Source organism: Campylobacter sp. JMF_04 NA10, assembly GCF_027737655.1.
In the GTDB taxonomy this organism is placed as follows: domain Bacteria; phylum Campylobacterota; class Campylobacteria; order Campylobacterales; family Campylobacteraceae; genus Campylobacter_B.
Map to the genome: position 1 here is coordinate 141,189 of NZ_JAOVTZ010000003.1, position 17,619 is coordinate 158,807.

At 39.8% G+C, this 17,619-nt stretch carries 16 protein-coding genes and 1 tRNA gene; 14 read left to right on the forward strand and 3 right to left on the reverse strand.

The features are described from left to right. Positions 1-57: 57 nt before the first annotated feature. Positions 58-1,881, reverse strand: coding sequence for a glutamine--fructose-6-phosphate transaminase (isomerizing) (glmS, locus tag OFO12_RS05655; protein ID WP_270869785.1), 1,824 nt, complete (start codon positions 1,879-1,881; stop codon positions 58-60). A 134-nt stretch (positions 1,882-2,015) separates the two neighbouring features. On the opposite strand from glmS, the gene mqnE reads away from it, so the two are divergent. From mqnE to OFO12_RS05725, 14 genes are all read left to right on the forward strand, one after another. After that, on the forward strand, positions 2,016-3,104 hold the full coding sequence (gene mqnE, locus OFO12_RS05660) for an aminofutalosine synthase MqnE (protein WP_270869786.1): 1,089 nt from the start codon (positions 2,016-2,018) through the stop codon (positions 3,102-3,104). 2 nt (positions 3,105-3,106) lie between these two features. Next, the gene (locus tag OFO12_RS05665; protein WP_270866755.1) at positions 3,107-4,327 is read left to right on the forward strand and encodes a potassium/proton antiporter; all 1,221 of its coding nucleotides are present in this window, start codon (positions 3,107-3,109) and stop codon (positions 4,325-4,327) included. Further along, positions 4,311-5,606 carry an NCS2 family permease gene (locus OFO12_RS05670; protein WP_270866754.1) on the forward strand — a complete coding sequence of 432 codons (1,296 nt, stop codon included), beginning with the start codon at positions 4,311-4,313 and terminating at the stop codon, positions 5,604-5,606. Before OFO12_RS05665 ends, OFO12_RS05670 begins: the two co-directional genes overlap by 17 nt. Before the next feature lie 13 nt (positions 5,607-5,619). Continuing rightward, positions 5,620-6,069 carry a phosphoribosyltransferase gene (locus OFO12_RS05675; RefSeq protein WP_270859160.1) on the forward strand — a complete coding sequence of 150 codons (450 nt, stop codon included), beginning with the start codon at positions 5,620-5,622 and terminating at the stop codon, positions 6,067-6,069. 23 nt (positions 6,070-6,092) lie between these two features. Next, complete coding sequence (locus OFO12_RS05680; protein ID WP_270869787.1) at positions 6,093-7,247, forward strand: MFS transporter; 1,155 nt, start codon at positions 6,093-6,095, stop codon at positions 7,245-7,247. Then, the gene (locus OFO12_RS05685; protein ID WP_270869788.1) at positions 7,225-8,433 is read left to right on the forward strand and encodes a hypothetical protein; all 1,209 of its coding nucleotides are present in this window, start codon (positions 7,225-7,227) and stop codon (positions 8,431-8,433) included. Before OFO12_RS05680 ends, OFO12_RS05685 begins: the two co-directional genes overlap by 23 nt. Positions 8,434-8,458: 25 nt before the next feature. Further along, a complete protein-coding gene (locus tag OFO12_RS05690; RefSeq protein WP_270869789.1) occupies positions 8,459-9,133 on the forward strand; it encodes a pilus assembly FimT family protein in 675 nt (224 codons plus the stop codon). A 24-nt stretch (positions 9,134-9,157) separates the two neighbouring features. After that, positions 9,158-11,053, forward strand: coding sequence for a methionine--tRNA ligase (metG, locus tag OFO12_RS05695; protein WP_270869790.1), 1,896 nt, complete (start codon positions 9,158-9,160; stop codon positions 11,051-11,053). Positions 11,054-11,134: 81 nt separating this feature from the next. Next, positions 11,135-12,124: a hypothetical protein gene (locus OFO12_RS05700; protein WP_270869791.1), complete on the forward strand. Its 990-nt coding sequence runs from the start codon at positions 11,135-11,137 to the stop codon at positions 12,122-12,124. 15 nt (positions 12,125-12,139) lie between these two features. Further along, positions 12,140-13,984, forward strand: coding sequence for a menaquinone biosynthesis decarboxylase (locus OFO12_RS05705; RefSeq protein WP_270869792.1), 1,845 nt, complete (start codon positions 12,140-12,142; stop codon positions 13,982-13,984). 15 nt (positions 13,985-13,999) lie between these two features. Further along, positions 14,000-14,674, forward strand: a complete 675-nt coding sequence (locus OFO12_RS05710) for a methionine ABC transporter permease (protein ID WP_270859153.1) — start codon at positions 14,000-14,002, stop codon at positions 14,672-14,674. Positions 14,675-14,984: 310 nt separating this feature from the next. After that, positions 14,985-15,059: transfer RNA gene (locus OFO12_RS05715), tRNA-Glu, on the forward strand. Positions 15,060-15,326: 267 nt separating this feature from the next. Beyond that, positions 15,327-15,968, forward strand: coding sequence for a hypothetical protein (locus OFO12_RS05720; protein WP_270869793.1), 642 nt, complete (start codon positions 15,327-15,329; stop codon positions 15,966-15,968). Further along, entirely contained in the window at positions 15,965-16,291 is a 327-nt protein-coding gene (locus OFO12_RS05725; RefSeq protein WP_270862377.1) for a hypothetical protein, read from the forward strand. The genes OFO12_RS05720 and OFO12_RS05725 overlap by 4 nt, the downstream gene beginning before the upstream one ends. Before the next feature lie 50 nt (positions 16,292-16,341). On the opposite strand, the gene OFO12_RS05730 is transcribed toward OFO12_RS05725, so the two are convergent. Continuing rightward, positions 16,342-16,680, reverse strand: coding sequence for a chaperone NapD (locus tag OFO12_RS05730; protein WP_270869794.1), 339 nt, complete (start codon positions 16,678-16,680; stop codon positions 16,342-16,344). Continuing rightward, a complete protein-coding gene (locus OFO12_RS05735; protein WP_270869795.1) occupies positions 16,677-17,579 on the reverse strand; it encodes a WD40 repeat domain-containing protein in 903 nt (300 codons plus the stop codon). The genes OFO12_RS05730 and OFO12_RS05735 overlap by 4 nt, the downstream gene beginning before the upstream one ends. Positions 17,580-17,619: the final 40 nt, after the last annotated feature.

A 17,619-nucleotide genomic window follows, 5' to 3' on the forward strand; every position in this document is an offset into this window, starting at 1 on the left:
CGTGAAAGTGAAATTTCACGGAATTTTATAAATTTAAAGTAAATAAATATTTAAAATTTATTCTACGGTTACACTTTTTGCCAAATTTCGTGGCATATCCACATCGTTGCCAAGGCGCACAGAGATTTCAAGGGCTAAAAGTTGCAGTATTATCATCATTTCGAAAAATTCAGCCATTGGGCTGGTTTGGTCGCTGGTTTTGATAAAATCATCTGCTAGGTCAAATTCCTTTGGACTAATGGCTAAAATATATGAATCCCTAGCAGCAAGCTCCTCGACATTGCTTTTGGTTTTCTCATACAGTAGGGATTGTGGCATTAGCGCGATTGTGAAAAGGTGCTCATCAGCCAGCGCGATTGGGCCGTGTTTCATCTCTCCACTTGGGTATCCCTCAGCGTGTAGATATGAAATTTCTTTTAGTTTGAGTGCGCCTTCAAGTGCAAGCGGATAGAAAATATCCCGCCCGATAAAGAAAAATCCATGTCCGTGCAAATAGTGCTTGCTAAGGCGGTAAATTCGCTCTTGTAGGCGTGGATTGATTTTTAAAATTTGCGGAATTTTAAGCATTGTTGAAATTTGCTCGTTTTGCTCATTTTCGCTGATAGTTTTGCGCAATCTTGCAACATAGACGCTTAGCATCCATAGCACCATGACCTGCGTAGCAAAGGCCTTTGTGCTTGCCACACCCTTTTCGATACCGGCGCGAGTTAGGATTACACTGCCTGCTAAGCGCACGATTGAGCTGTTATCGACATTGCAGATTGCTAGGGTTTTTAATCCTGCTTCTTTGGCGATTTTTAGGGCTTCTAGGGTGTCGGCTGTCTCGCCACTTTGGCTAATTACGATAAAAAGCGCGTTTGGGTTTAAAAACGGCTCTTTATAGCGAAATTCGCTAGCGATTTCGATTTTGGTGCGAATTTTGGCTAGTCTTTCAAAAAGATACGCGCTAACTAGCGCAGCATGGTAGCTCGTGCCACACGCACAAATCATAATCTCATCTACGCCCTCAAACAAATCAGGCGAAATTTCATCAAATTTAATATCCCCAGCCTTTATCACGCGCCCCATCATGGTCTCTGTGATGACTTGGGATTGTTCGTAAATCTCTTTTTCCATGAAAAATCTATAACCCTCTTTTTGCGCGTAACCCTTGTCTTTCGGAAGTTCGCCGTAGTTTGGAGAGATTTTTTTGCCGTTTTGATATACGCTGATTTCATCGCTATTAGCCACGCCATACACGCCGTCATCTAGGTAGGTAACCTTGCTAGCTAGTCCGATTAATGGCGCGTCTGATGAGCTAAATAAAACTTCACCGCTCTCGCCAAATCCCACGATTAGTGGGGCTGCGTTTTTGGCGAAAAATACCTTCCCAGGTGCTGCTTTTGTGATCAAAAGTGTCGCATAAGCCCCATGCAAACGCGCAATCGTAGCCTCGTAAGCCTTAAATGCGTCGGCGTGAATTTTATAGTATTTTTCAAACAAATGCACGATGACCTCAGTGTCTGTTTGGCTCAAAAACACCACGCCCTCGCTACTAAGCTCATCTTTTAGCTCTTGGTAATTCTCAATAATTCCATTATGCACCACAAAGCTAAATTCGCCAAAATGCGGGTGAGCGTTTAGTTCGGTCGGTTTGCCGTGCGTCGCCCACCTAGTATGGCCGATCGATACTCCAAAACACTCGCTGCTAAAATCAGCCATTTTTTCATCTAAATTTTTTAGTTTTCCAACAGCCTTAAAATATGTAATATTCGCATTTTCCTTGCCCTCCATAATAGCGATTCCAGCGCTATCATAGCCTCTGTATTCAAGCTCTCTTAGACCATTTAGGACGATATTTTTTTTCTCTTTATTTCCGATATATCCTACGATTCCGCACATTTTTAAATTTTATTCCTTTCAGCAAAATTCGCAAAATTATAGTAATTTTTCGTAAATCGTTAGAAAATTTTTAAAAAATTAGCTAGATTAAATTTTAAAACTATATAATTACGATTTAAATTTTAGGAAGTTTTATGGAAATATTAAAAAAATTAGAAAATAATGAAAGATTAAATTTCGATGAAGCGACCAAATTGTGGGACTTAGACCTTTTCGACCTAGCTAAATTTGCAAATTTGATTAGAGAGCAAAAAAATGGCAAAAAGGTGTTTTTCAACTCAAATCGTCATATAAATCCTTCAAATTTGTGCGCTGATACCTGTAAATTTTGTGCTTTTTCGGCTCATCGCAAAAACGAGAAGCAATCTTACACAATGAGCAAAGATGAAATTTTGGGCATAGTGGCTGATACTGTGGAGAGAGGCACCAAAGAGGTGCATATCGTAAGCTCGCATAATCCAAATTTAAAGCCCGAGTGGTTTTTTGATCTATTTAGCACTATAAAATCTAAATTTCCAAATTTGCATATCAAAGCAATGACCGCAGCTGAGGTGGATTTTTTCAAGCGAAAATGGAAAATGCCTTACGAAGAAACGCTAAAAAATATGATTGCTAGTGGCGTAGATAGCATGCCTGGTGGCGGTGCTGAGATATTTGATGAGGGCGTGAGGGAGCAAATTTGCAAAGGAAAGGTAAGCTCACAAAATTGGCTAGAAATTCACCGAATTTGGCACAGACTTGGTCGCCAAAGCAACGCAACCATGCTTTTTGGCCATATTGAAAATTTCGCTCACCGCACAGATCACATTTTGCGAATTCGCGACCTGCAAGATGAGGCTCTTAAAAACGGCAACGGCGGCGGATTTAACGCGTTTATCCCGCTTGTGTATCAAAGAGAAAATAACTATTTGCAGACGCCTAAGGCTATGGGTTCGGCTGAGGTTTTAAAAACAATCGCAATCGCTCGAATTTTGCTAGATAATGTAGCGCATATCAAGGCGTATTGGGCGACTTCGACGCTAAATTTAGCCTTAGTGGCGCAAGAATTTGGCGCAGATGATATCGACGGCACGATTGAGAACGAAAGTATCCAAAGTAGCGCAGGCGCGCAGAGCAAAAAGGGTGTGAATAAAAAAGATTTTATCGATTTAATTCAAACTGCCGGGTTAATCCCAGTCGAGCGCGATAGTTTGTATAACGAACTTCAAATTTATGCGAGTTAAAAATGGAAATTTTACTAAGTAGCCTGAATTTATATATCATCGGTATCGGTGTTATACTCTTTATCAGTGTTTATGCTAGTAAAATTTCAGAAAAAATCGGGCTTCCGCTCTTGCTCGTGTTTTTGGGTTTTGGTATGCTACTTGGTAGTGAGGGCATTGTGGGGATTGAATTTGACAATCCACATTTGGCACAAGCTGTGGGGACAATCGCCCTTGTTTTCATACTTTATAGTGGCGGATTAAATACCAAATTTGAACACATTAAAAGCGTTATGGTAAGCGGGGTTTTGCTTGCGACCATTGGTGTTTTGCTGACTGCTTTGATAATGGCGGTTTTTATACATTTGGTTTTGGGTTTTGCGCCACTTCACGCACTTTTACTTGGCTCGATTATATCTTCGACGGACGCAGCGGCTGTGTTTATGATTTTGCGAAGCCAAAAAATCAAGCTCAAAAATGGCTTAAATGAACTTTTGGAGCTAGAAAGCGGCAGCAACGACCCTATGGCGATTTTTTTGACAATCGCTATTTTAAATTTGATAGTTTTAGCCCAAGATACAACGATAGAAAAAATGCTAATGCACTTTTTCTTGCAGTTTGCAGTGGGCGGAGTTTTGGGTATTGCGTTTGGGTATTTGTTCCCTAGAATTTGCATAAATTTACGCCTTATGCAAACAGGACTTTACCCGCTAATTAGCATTGCGTGGCTACTTATAATGTTTGGGCTAAGCTCGCATTTGGGCGGTAATGGATATTTAAGCGTCTATATGGCTGGGGTTTTGGCGAACAAATACGCATTTCCAAACAAAGAAAATATCATAGCATTTCACGAAGTGATTGCGTGGATGATGCAAATCGTCGTGTTTTTGACCCTTGGGCTTTTGGTTTTTCCATCAGACCTGCCTCAAATCGCGCACAATGCGATTATTTTGTCACTGGTTTTGATTTTTATAGCTAGGCCAGCTAGTGTTTTTATCTCACTTATCAAAAGCAAATATTCCAAATTTGAAAAATTTTATATTTCGTGGGTAGGGCTAAGGGGCGCAGTTCCTATCATACTTGCGACATATCCTTATGTTTATCATTTAGAGGAATCTCATATTATTTTTAATATCGTTTTCTTTATGGTTTTAATCTCGGTTTTAATCCAAGGAACGACTATAAATTTTGCAGCAAAAAAACTAAATATCACTGAAAAGGACGGCGATGACTTCGTTATTTAAGTTAGAAGAGAATAAAACTTCTATCAAGCAAGAGTTGAATGCGGGAATTACCACATTTTTGGCTATGATTTACATAGTGCCTGTAAATGCTATCATTATGAGCCAAACAGGCATGCCATACGAGGCGCTAGTTACTGCAACTGCGCTAATTACGATATTAGCGACGCTTTTTAATGGCTTTTTTGCAAATACGCCTGTTGCACTTAGTGTGGGTATGGGCTTAAATGCGTATTTTACATTTGGGCTTTGTATGGGAGCGCAAATTCCATGGCAAACAGCCCTTGGAATCGTGTTTTTGAGTGGATTTTTATTTACTGTTCTTTCATTTACAAATTTCCGAATTTGGGTTATCAAATCAATTCCGCTTGATTTGCGTCGTGCGATAAGTGCTGGTATTGGCGCATTTATCTGCTTTATCGGGCTTAAACAAATGGGCATTATCGTAGCCGATCAAGCTACCCTTGTCGCTCTTGGCAATCTGCGTGATCCACTTGTTTTGCTTGGTCTTGGCGGACTTACTATCATGATTTTGCTTTTTGTTTTGCAGGTAAAAGCTTCGTTTATTTTGGCGATTTTGATTACCTCTGTGATTGCGTGGGTGTTTGGAATTTCGCCTAAACCAGAGGGTATCGTCTCACTTCCTGCTTCAATCTCGCCGATTTTTGGACAGCTTGATATCATGGGCGCGCTAAAACTCGCGTTTTTGCCATTTATCATCACATTTTTTGTAACTCACCTTTTCGATAGTATCGGCACGCTGACTGGTGTCGGAAATAGGGCGAAAATTTTTAGCGACGAAGATCCTGAGGGTATGAAAAAACTAGCGCGAAATTTAACTGCCGACGCTGTTGGCTCAGTAGGTGGCGCGATAGTGGGCACTAGCACGGTTACGGCATTTGCAGAAAGTGCAAGTGGTGTCGAGGCTGGTGGTCGCACTGGTCTAACTGCTGTGTTTGCGGCGGTTTGTTTTATTTTGACGCTATTTATGCTTCCACTTTTTAAAGCGATTCCAAGCAATGCGATTTATCCGGTGCTAGTAATGGTTGGAATTTTGATGTTTAGCGAGCTTGGCAAGCTTGATTACAGCGATATTGGAATTTTAATTCCAGCGTTTTTTATCGTTATGCTTATGCCTTTTACATATTCGATTACAAATGGTCTAAGCTTCGGATTTATCAGCTATTTGCTTGTGCGCTTGGTGCAAAGAAGGTTTAGCGATATAAATTTGGGCGTTTTGGTGCTAGCAGGAATTAGCGCGCTGGTATTTATTTTGCATTAATTAAGGAGAAAATATGAAATTTTACAGCTTCGAAGAACTTGATAAAGATAGTAGAATCATCGCCAAACAAGTGCGCGATAGCTTCGCGCCTGACGCGATTGTAGCGATTGCGCGTGGCGGGCTGACATTTGGTCATGCGCTAGCAAACGCACTTGATATGAGGACGATTTTTTCGATTAACTCAATCCACTACGCAGATACGCAAAAGCTCGATACAATCGATGTTTTCAATATCCCTGATTTGGAACTTTATAAAAGAATTTTGCTAGTCGATGATATCATCGATAGTGGCGATAGTATGGTCGAAATCAAGCGTGTTTTGGAGGAAAAATACCCTAATGCTGAGATTAAAACAGCGGTGATTTTTTACAAAAGCAAGGCACTAATCCAGCCTGATTTTAAAATCAAAGAGACCGATGAGTGGATTAACTTTTTCTGGGAAAATTACAAAATAGAAGAGTAAATTTTAAAATTTAGAAGTGGGCTGTGAAAAATTTTAATTTTTTGATTTTATATTTTTGTGCGGTTTTAGCAATGTGCATTATGTATGCGCCACAGCCCCTACAACCGCATTTCGAGCAAATTTTAGAAATTTCAAAATTTAAAGCCTCGCTTTTTACCACTGCGATTTTAGCCCCGCTTGCATTTGCTTCGATAATTTATGGCTATATTTTAGAAAAAGTTTCGATTAAAAATGTCCTAGTGGGGGTGTTTTTTGTATTTGGCGCGAGCGAAATTTGCTTTGCTTTTGCAGATAGTTATGAAATTTTGCTTACTATTCGCATAATCCAAGGCTTCATCGTCCCGGCGGCCCTGACTGGGATAATGAGCTACATCTCCCAAAGTGCAAACAAACAAAACCTAGCCAGCGCAATCGGCGCGTATGTGGGTATGACGATAGCTGGGGGATTTATCGGGCGATTTTTGAGCGGATTTTTTACAGACTTGTTTGGGTGGAGATTTTTCTTTTTTGTGCTTGGAGTGCTTGCATTTGGCGTGAGTGTGTTGCTTTATAAAATTTTGCCTGTGATTAAAATCAGCCTTGTAAAGCCTAAAATTCGCAACATAGCCCAAATTTTATCAATTCCGCGAAATATCTATATTTTTTGCGCGATTTTTGGCATGTGTTTTGTCTTTCAAGCTACGCTAAATGTTTTGCCTTTTGAGTTAAAAAGGCTTCTTGGCGAATTTAACGGCTCGAAAATCGGCTTTATGTATTTTGGCTATATCGTGGGAGTTTTTATTTCCTTTAATGTCGCGCGAATTGCGAATTTTTGCAAGGGTCCGACAAACGCGATTATGATAGGGTTTTTGATATATTTCATCGCGCTTTTGCTTTTGCATGTGGAGAGCTTCGGCGTGATTTTTGGCTCGATGATAGTGTTTTATTTCGGCTCGTTTATGGCGCACTCGGTCGCCACTGCGCATGTCAATAAAAAGGCTACCGCTCACAAGGGCATTACAAACGGCCTTTACATTAGCTTTTATTATTGTGGCGGGGCTTTGGGGAGTTTCGTGCCGGGGTTTTTGTATGATAGCTTTGGCTGGGGAGCTTTCCTTAGCGCGCTTTGCGTGGTGGTTATGGCGTCGATATTTTTTATATGGAAACTAAAACGATATGAGCTTAGAAAAATTCATTAAAAACGAAATTTTAATCCTAGCGATTTTGTTTTGTGCTGACGCGCTTTTTTTGATTTACGCCATATCAAATTTAAGCATAAGCTATTACGAGGCTGAAATTTTTTATAACCAAAACAGCCTAACTTCGCTCATAGCAAATCTTTCGTGTAAAATTTTCTCTCAAAATGATTATGCGCTAAGGGCACCTTTTTTGATTTTGCATTTCATAAACTGCGCCTTGATTTATAAAATTTCAAAATTTACTCTAAAACGCAGATTTGATAGACTTGTCGCAACTGCGCTATTTATGGGGCTTCCTGCTTCGATGAGTAGCGCGATTTTGCTAAATCCAGCCGGTATTATTATCTTTGCTACGCTTTTGGCATACTATTTTGCCAAAACCAAAAACTGGGGCGCACTTATCGCTGTTTTGGTGCTTAGCGCCTTTATTGATAGGGCGTTTTTTATGCTTTATATCGGTTTTGGAATTTGGGCTTTGAGATCTGGGAAGCGAGAAATTTTCGTGCTAAATTTAGCGCTTTTTGTATTTAGTATAGTCTTTTATGATATCGGCACGCAGGGCAAACCGCGCGGGTATTTCCTAGACGCTCTTGGCGTATTTGCGGGGGCGTTTTCGCCTTTTGTTTTTTTGTTTTTTGTCTATGCGATTTATCGAATTTGGATTAAAGAAAACAAAGATTTGCTCTGGTATATCGCTACTAGCGCGTTTTGTTTGGCGCTAATTTTTTCGCTTAGACAGCGTGTGGCTATGGAGATGATGCTACCATACTGCGTGATTGCGACGCCATTAATCGTGCGGGTCGTGTTTAATTCATATAGAGTAAGGCTTCCTAGATTTCGCTCTTTTCACAAATTTGCGCTTGGCGTGAGTTTGTTTAGCTTAGTTTTTAGCTATTTTTCTGTGATTTTTAGCGACGCGATGTATGTGGTGTTTTTCAAAAATCGCCCTAGCAAACATTTCATTTATAAATTTGATGTGGCAAAAAATTTAGCTAATGAGTTAAAAAAGCGCGGGGTTGCAAGCGTGCTTTGCGATGATGAGCAAATGCAGTTAAGGCTTAAATTTTATGGTATAAACAAAGGTTTTGACGCCATAATAGAGGAAAAAAATGAAAGAAATTTCGATCAAAGTATTGATATTTATAAACTAGGCGTTCAAATTGCGAAATTTTATGTTAAAATATAGCGAATTTTTATGAAAGGTAAAAATTATGAGAAAAGGTTTCACATTAATTGAACTTATTTTTATTGTAGTTATAGTTGGGATACTTGCAGCGGTTGCAGTTCCCCAAACAGAGCGAAATGCCCTAGTCGAAGCGAGCGATCAGCTCGTATCACACATACGCTATACGCAACAATTAGCGATGTATGATAATAAATTTGACGCAAATGATCCTAATTGGTTTAGAAGAGTTTGGAGAATACAATTCCATAATGACAATTCCGGTAAAAACGACGGTTGGAAATATACTGTTTTCCAAGATACTTCTAATGCGCTTACCAATCAGCCAAATTGCGGAGAGCCTTATGACTGTGTTGCCAGAGATCCGCAAAATCCAGCTAGACTTTTAACTGCTGGTTTCGCTGGTCAAACCTTTAATAATAGAGGCGATTTGATAAATAACAAAATGTTTTTACAAGGCAAGTATGGCATTGTAAATATTCGATTTACGGCTGGTTGCGCTAATGTGCAAACAATCTCGTTTGATCATATCGGACGCCCAATGGGTGCATTACAAGCTTCTGCTACGCCGTATGATAGGGTGTTTGTCGAGGATTGTAATGTAACGCTTATAAATGACGCTGGCGATAGCTCTGTCATCACCATACGCCCAGAAACTGGCTATGTTTCATATCAGCTAAGTGGCGCAGATATCAGCCAATAATATAAACCAAACCCAAGGAAAAAGATGAAAAAATACATACTAACGCCTATTTATTATGTCAATGATGTCCCACATATCGGGCATGCTTATACTACGATTATCTGCGATACTATGGCTAGATTTTATCGTTTGCAAGGGCATGAGGTTATCTTTAAAACCGGCACCGACGAACATGGTCAAAAAATCGAAGAAGCCGCTGCTAAACGGGGCAAAACACCGCAACAATACGCAGATGAAATCAGTGCGAAATTCAGAGAATTATGGGATAAATTTGAAATTTCTTACGATATGTATTCAAGAACGACAGATAAAAACCACGAAATAGGCGTGCAAAATGTATTTCGCAAAATGTATGAAAATGGCGATATTTACAAGGGCGAATACGAAGGGAATTACTGCGTTAGTTGCGAGAGTTTTTTCCCGTCAAATCAGCTAATAGACGGCGAATACTGCCCTGATTGTGGCAAAAAAACTAGAATTTTAAAAGAAGAAAGCTATTTTTTCAAACTCAGTGCTTATGGCGATAGGCTCTTAAAATGGTATGAGAGCGATAAGTGTATTTTGCCTTTGGGTAAGAAAAATGAGGTTATAAGCTTTGTAAAAAGTGGCTTAAAAGACCTTTCTATCACACGCACAGGCTTTGATTGGGGGATTAAAATTCCAAGCGAGCTAAAAGATGATAAACATGTGATTTATGTTTGGTTGGACGCTTTAATGGATTATCTCACTTCCATAGGTTATGGTGTAGATGACGCTAAAATGGACTTTTGGGGCGACACGCTTCATATAGTCGGCAAGGATATTTTGAGATTTCACGCTGTGTATTGGCCGGCGTTTTTGATGAGCCTAAATTTGCCTATGCCACGCACTATCGCAGCGCACGGCTGGTGGACTAGGGACGGACGCAAAATGAGCAAAAGCTTAGGCAATGTCGTAAATCCTGCCGAGGTGGCTGAGGCTTATGGTTTGGAGCAGTTTAGATACTTTTTGCTCCGTGAAGTGCCGTTTGGTCAAGACGGCGATTTTTCGCAAAAAGCTATCATTAGTCGCATAAATTCAGAACTTGCAAACGAACTTGGAAATTTATTAAACCGCATTATCGGTATGAGCGCTAAGTATTCGGCAAATATCATAAATTCCAAAGATGTCTTAAAATACTACACAGACGAGATAAACGAGGCAAATGCTTTGATAAGCTCGGCGATCGCTCAACTTGAAGAAGTCGCGACAAATCGCTATTTAGAGGAGCTTTGGAAGGCTCTTGCGCTGGCAAATGGCGCGATTGCAAAATACGAGCCGTGGAATTTGATAAAAAATGGCGAGAGCGAAAAGGCAAATGCGCTTGTGGCGCTTGTAGCCAATATTTTGGCCAAAGTTGCTGTGCTTTTAAGCCCTGCAATGCCAAAAACTGCGGATAAAATCGCCTTTGCGCTTGGATTTAAAATTTCAACTGAAATTTACGAAAAACTCTGCCTTCGTGGCGAGTTGTTGGATTATAGCGCGAGTGCGTGCGAGCCGCTGTTTGCGAAGGTAGAAAGCGAGCTTATGAGCAGACCAGAGGCAAGTGTCGGGCCTAAAAAAGATGAAAACGCTGAGGCGCAGATCAAAATCGATGATTTTGCAAAATGCGTGATTAAAGTAGGCAAGGTCTTGGAGTGCGAAAATATCGAGGGTAGCGATAAATTGCTAAGATTTATGATTGATTTAGGCGAGGAAGCTCCACGCCAAATCATCAGCGGTATCGCTAAATTTTATAGTCCAAAAGAACTAATTGGCAAACAAGTCTGCGTCCTAGCAAACCTAAAACCAGCCAAAATTTTCGGCCACATTAGCCAAGGCATGATTTTAAGCGCAGAAGACGGCAAACTCACGCTTCTTGGCACACATGGCGAAGTAAAAAACGGCGCGCGAGTAGGGTAGGTTTGTGCTGTTTATCTCCCAAATTTCGGCACAAATTTTGCTAAAATTTAGCGCGAATTTACGCATTTTGGCGATTAAACAATGACAAATTTAGCCAATCTAGTCCGCATTGTAAATGGAAAAATGCTAAACCGCCCGAGTGTTTCGGCGGTGGAGAGTTTTTCTATTTGTGCGCATAAAATTCACAAAAAAGCAGCCTTCATAGCGGTAAATGCGAGCGCAAAAGATGTCGAGACAGCTATTGCAAACGGCGCTTATGCCGTGATTTTTGATAGTGATTTTAAGGTTAGCAACGACGAGGTCGCCTTTATCAAGGTCGAAAATTTAAATGTCGCCTTGCTTAGAATGATTAAATTTTTAGGCGATATTTGGCGTCATCAATTCGTGCTAATTGATGAAATCCAAGCCTCAATTTTGCGCTTCATCAGCGTGCCAAAAAACCTGATTTTTGCTCCAAACACGCTTCACGAGCTTTTTATTCATCTAATCAGCCACGAGCAAAAGCACATTTATTTCACCAAAAATAGGGAGTTTTTGCAGCTTTTGGAGATTAGCTATCAAAAAATCGAAAAAGATGAAAATTTAAGCGAAACTTACAGCGGGTCGATATTTTATTCGAGTTTTATTTATGATGAAATTTATTATTCAAATTTAGTTTTTCCGCAAATTTTCCTGCCGGATTTGTGTGGAATTTTGAAATTTTTGGGGCGCAAAAATATCGAATTTAGACTTCAAAATTTCAGCGCTCTAAGCCATTTTGAACCGATTTTCGTGGATAAATTTTTAAATATTACCCCTTTTGGTGAGAGTTACCGCGCCTTTATCATCGAAAGTGATAAAGAGCTTTTTGTGCGCGCGGCACAGTATTTGCGGGCTAAATTTAGGGATAAAATTTTAATTTGCGCGAGCTGGGACGATGAGTTTGGCGAAACCGCAATCGATTTTAGATTTTCGAAACTCGAAATGCTAAAAACAATCCCAGAGTTTCACTATGCCCTGATTTACGGCAACCGCGCCGATATAGTGAGTTTTTTGAGCCAAAAACCGCGCGAGAAAAATCTGTTTTTTTAAATTTAGGAGGAGTGAATGAAAAGCGTAGAAAATATAGAAAATCTTATTAGAAGCAATCCTTGGATTCACAAACTCCACAAGGCTGGGCTTTTGCGCATTATCGCTGAGCCTTGCGATATAGATTTAGAAATCGCTCATATCAGCTATATCGAGGTGAAAAAGCCAAATTCGCAAGCTCTGCTTTTTTTAAACCCGACAAATTCATCTGGGGCGAAATTTGCGCCAGTGCTGACAAATGTTTTTGGGAGTTTCGAGGCGCTAAATTTGATTTTAGGCCGTGAAGTAGAGGAGATCGCAGGCGAAATCGAAGCACTTTTGAAGCCAAAAAAACCAAAGAATTTTAAAGAAAAAATAGATTTTCTCTCATATCTCGTTTCGCTTCGCAAGGTTTTTACAAAAAGAAAAAAAGTGCAGGGCGAGTGTCAGCAGGTCGTGCATACTGGCGCGGATGTCGATTTGGGCGCGCTTCCTATTCTAAAAACTTGGAAAAATGACGGTGGGGCATTTATCACTATGGGGCAGGTTTATACGAAAGATTTAAACGGAGATACCCAAAATTTGGGCATGTATCGCTTGCAAGTCTATGATAAAAACCGCCTTGGCATGCACTGGCAAATTCACAAGGACGGCGCGCATTTATATCACGAATACGCGCGCGCTGGGCGCAAAATGCCAGTATCAGTGGCGATCGGTGGCGATCCGCTGTATATCTGGTGCGGTCAAGCGCCCCTGCCAAAGGGTGTTTTCGAGCTTTTGCTTTATGGTTTTATCCGCAAAGAGCCAGCCTGCCTCGTCAAGTCTATCACAAACGATATTTATGTCCCGCATGACGCGGATTTCGTGATAGAGGGCTTCGTGGAGCCTGGCGAGATGTGCGATGAGGGGCCATTTGGCGATCATACGGGCTTTTATACGCCGATTTTGCCGTTTCCTGTGATGAGAGTGGAGGCTATCACGCACAAGACAAATCCGATTTTTGCCGCCACGGTCGTGGGCAAACCGCCACTAGAAGATAAATTTATGGGATACGCCACGGAGCGCATTTTCTTGCCACTTTTTCGCACGAGCGCGCCTGATTTGATTGATTATCGTATGCCTGAAAATGGGGTTTTTCACAACCTAATTTTGGCTAAATTTCACTCTCGCTACCCAGCGCACGCACAGCAGTTAATGCACGCATTTTGGGGCGTGGGGCAGATGAGCTTCGTAAAACACGCGATTTTTGTGGGTGAAGATGCGCCAAATTTGGGCGATTACAGGGCGCTAGCAAAATTTATCCTTGATAGAATTTCGCCTAGATCGCTCACATTTAGCGAGGGTGTGTGCGACCAGCTAGATCACGCTAGCCCAAATGCGTGCTTTGGCGGGAAGCTTGGTATCGATGTTTCGCAGCCTAGCGCGAGTCCTGCGCCACAGGTGCTTAGCGATGAGGATTTGTTGGAGAGCTTTCATAGTGTCAAAAAAGATGTAGTCTCCCTAGCGCAGCACTTTACCGAGTGCAAAAATCCCTTTGTGCTTGTGAATTTGAAAAAAACTTCAAGTGTGAGGGAGACCTTTGAACAGCTTTGCAAGGAAGCTGGGGCGAATTTTAAAATTTTGATTTTCACAGATGAGAAAAACGACCCAAACAACCTGTATATGAGCCTTTGGCGTGTGGTGAATAATATCGACGCTCTGCGCGATGTTTTTATAAATGGCGAGCATATCGGAATCGACGCTACTAGCAAGGGCGCGCAGGACGGGTATGATAGGCAGTGGCCGGGCGAGACGCTGTGTTCGCGCGAAGTGCTAGAAACTCTGGTAGCTAGGGGGCTTATCGAGCGCGACGAAGAGTTTTGGCATAAATTTGAGATAGTTTAAATTTGGAGATTGGAAATGTTTGAGAGCATACAGGGATTTTTTAATTCACAGATTACTTCACTTTTGTTAGAAGCGACGCGAGATACGCTGTATATGACCTTCGTATCGACATTTTTGGCGTTTTTGCTAGGTAGCGTGCTAGCTATCGTGCTAGTGCTCACGCGCGCTGGCGGGCTATACGAAAACCGCTCGCTATACGCGGTGCTTGATATCGTGGTGAATATCTTGCGAAGTTTTCCGTTTATTATCCTGCTAATCGTGCTGTTTCCATTTACGAAAATGCTCGTAGGCACGAGTATCGGCACCACGGCGGCGATTGTGCCTCTAACAATCGGTTCTGCGCCATTTATCGCGCGTCTAATCGAAAGTGCGCTAGTCGAGGTCGATCCCGGTGTAATCGAGGCTGCGAAGAGCTTCGGGGCGAGTAAGTCGCAGATAATCTTCCGCGTGATGTTCGTCGAGGCACTGCCTGCGATAATAAACGCGATTACGCTTACTTTGATTGTGATTATCGGATTTACGGCTATGGCTGGCACGGTCGGTGGCGGCGGACTGGGCGATGTGGCGATTAGGTATGGATTTCAGCGTTTCCGCCCTGATATTATGGCTTATACGGTCGTGATTTTGATAGTAGTCGTGCAGATTATCCAAAGTGTGGGAAATCTGCTATATAAAATCACGAAAAAATAGGGAAATTGTGTTAAGTTTGCTTGTAAAATTTGAGTGAATTTGAATTTGTGAATTTTGAATTTGCGCTAAATTAGCCCGCAGAATTTGCATTTGAAATTTGCTCATTTAATCTGAATTTGTGCGCAAATTTAGGTTGATTTGAGATAAATTCACGCTGTTTTCGCTGGCTGTTTATTTCTGTGCCGAATTTTGGAATTTGATTTGAATTTTTAACTATTAAACTTAAAATTTGAAATTTAGCGCAAATTTCCCTCTTATTTTATCTTAAATTTATAATCTTTTGGATATAATCATATTTCTTATTTTTTGTGGCCCATTCGTCTAGCGGTTAGGACACTGGCCTCTCACGCCGGTAACAGGAGTTCGAGTCTCCTATGGGTCACCAGTTTTAATTTTTAATCATTTCTTAATATTTATGATTAATTCCTAATCAATGATATTTATACAGTTCTTCTTTTTGCTTTTATGTTATAATCGTTTGGTTAATTTACAAATTTAAATCTATTAGTCGTATAAATTTAAATTTTAAATTATTTTAAGAGTATGTCTTAAAATATCATAAAATATGTTGAGAGAGAGAAACTTTACTATTTAAGTATAAATTTTTAGTTTAGAAGTGTTAGTATTACAAATCGAATAAAAGGAAAGAAAAATGCAAAATATACAAATACATGATGATGAAAATTTTCATCTATTTTTAAATGATTACATCAAAAAGCACGATAAAATTTCTAGTTTAAAGCCATTTTATTTTTATATGATAGTGATGATTTTGCCGCTATTTTTGCCAAAAGATATCAAATTCTCAAATTTTATAACGCAATTTATTAACTTTATGGCGGATTTTTTTCTAAATATAAAAATAGTTGCCTCTCTTAGCAAACAGTCCGATTTTATCGCATTTTACTATGCTTTTAGTTGGTTAGTTATTATTGGAATTTGCATTTATTTGATAATAGATATCCCAAAAGCCTATGAGCGTTCGCAAGAATTTTTTGGAACAGGCAATTTTCAAAAACATGAATTAAGTGAAATTTTAATTGATTATTATAAAAAAAGGAGATTTTGGACTTTTATAGCACTTGTTCTCCTTTTTAATGTGGCTTTCAAAAATTTCACGGGTAGTATATATACTACAACTTTATTTAATTTAGAATTGCATAAATATTTTGATAATAGCGTCAGCTTATATATCATAAATTTTGTGTTTCAAGGTTTTGCTTTGTTGGTTGCCGTAGATACGGTTAGAATTGTTGTATTTCATCTCTTAAATTCAAGAAAGGTTAAAAAATGAGCGATATGGCTAAAAATGTAGAAAATAATTCAACATATGAAGATATAAAAGATAAATTTGGCTCTCTTGTAGATGCGGTCGATAAGGCTTTTTCTGATAAAAATCTTGGGTTTTTGTCAAGCCCTATTGTTGCTGCAAAACTTGCGGATAAAATTTTAACAGCGCAAGATTTTGATTTGTTTAAACAAAATTTTAAAAACGGCGTAAAAGAACAATATTGTAATTCAGATATTAAAAATAAAAATTTCAAGGCTACATTTACTTATAATTTTGATAATGAATATTTCATGGATTTTACACTAGGTCTCTCTGATTGTCGCTAAATTTTAAAAGGCCAAATTCTGCCAAATTCAGCCTTTAAAAAGAGGTAAATTTAGATATTTAAACTACCGCCGTATTTGATTTTTTTGATTTCTGGTTCTTCGTCGATTTTTTGCATAATCTCTTCTATATTGTTGCTGTTCGCGGCGTCGATTTGCTCGTCTAGGTCTTGGTATGAGTATATCATAGCTACATCGCTTACGCCTTTTAGGACTTGCATTGCCTTAAATGCGCCCAGCTCTTGATCTAGGCTCTCGGTTTGGATAGTCGCTACGATTTTGCCATCTTGTGCAGCTACGACTTCGCAAAACTCTATCTTTGCCACGAGAGCGCTAAGCTCGTCCAAATTTGTCTTATTATCTGTGTAGATTATCACACTTGAAATGTTCATTTATAGCTCCAAAAATGAATTGTTTTGTCGTATCCTGCGCCAACTAAGTGATCGCCATAAAATGTCATGTTGTTTATGATTTCACCATCATAAGGGATTTTTTTGATGATGCTTCCAGCTTTGTTTATGATATTTATGCCATCAAGTGTCGTAAATGCGCCAAAATCCTCGCTTAGTGCCACGCTATACACGATAAAGCCAGTTTCGAAAAGCTTAGATTCTCTTGCGTTTTCGTAGTAGCAGGTTTTGTCGTTTGAGCCAGTTATCACCCTCTCGCCTACAAAGGCTACATTGAAGACATTGTCTTTGTGGATACTTTTTTCGCGTAAGAATTTTTTCTCTTTTGTGTCAAAAAAGTAAATCATACCGCCTTCGTTTGAAAGAAGCAATAAATTTTTCTCGCGGTCAAAACTCACACCACCAAAAGGCGAATCTGAAATTTTGTGCTCAAATTTCACCGATTTTGAGGCTATGTCGTAGTATAAAATTTCGCTTCCCACGCCTAGTAAAATGATAGTATTGCTATCTAGCAAAAATAGCCTTTTGATACCAGTTATCGGCAAATCAAAGGTGTCAAGCGTGCCATTTTCATACACGGCGAGTTTTTTGTGCATATAATCGCCATTTATCAAAAGGGCAAATTTTTCACCTAGTTTATCGACATCGATGACCTTAGAATCGATATCTCCATCGACATAGCTTTTGACTTGCGGAAGAGATAAAACAAGAGTAGCGTTCTCATCGCTCCCGCTTATACTAAAAAGCTTTCCGGTGTCTGTGCCAGCATAGATTTTTTCATCCATTTGCTTTAAAATCGCGATGTTGCCATCTACTATGACTTTGTCATTTGCAAAAAGAAAGGTTGCTAAAAAGATAAAAGCAACGAATAATTTTTTCATTTTTTACCTCGTAAATTTTGTGTGAGTTTGGAGGTCCAAA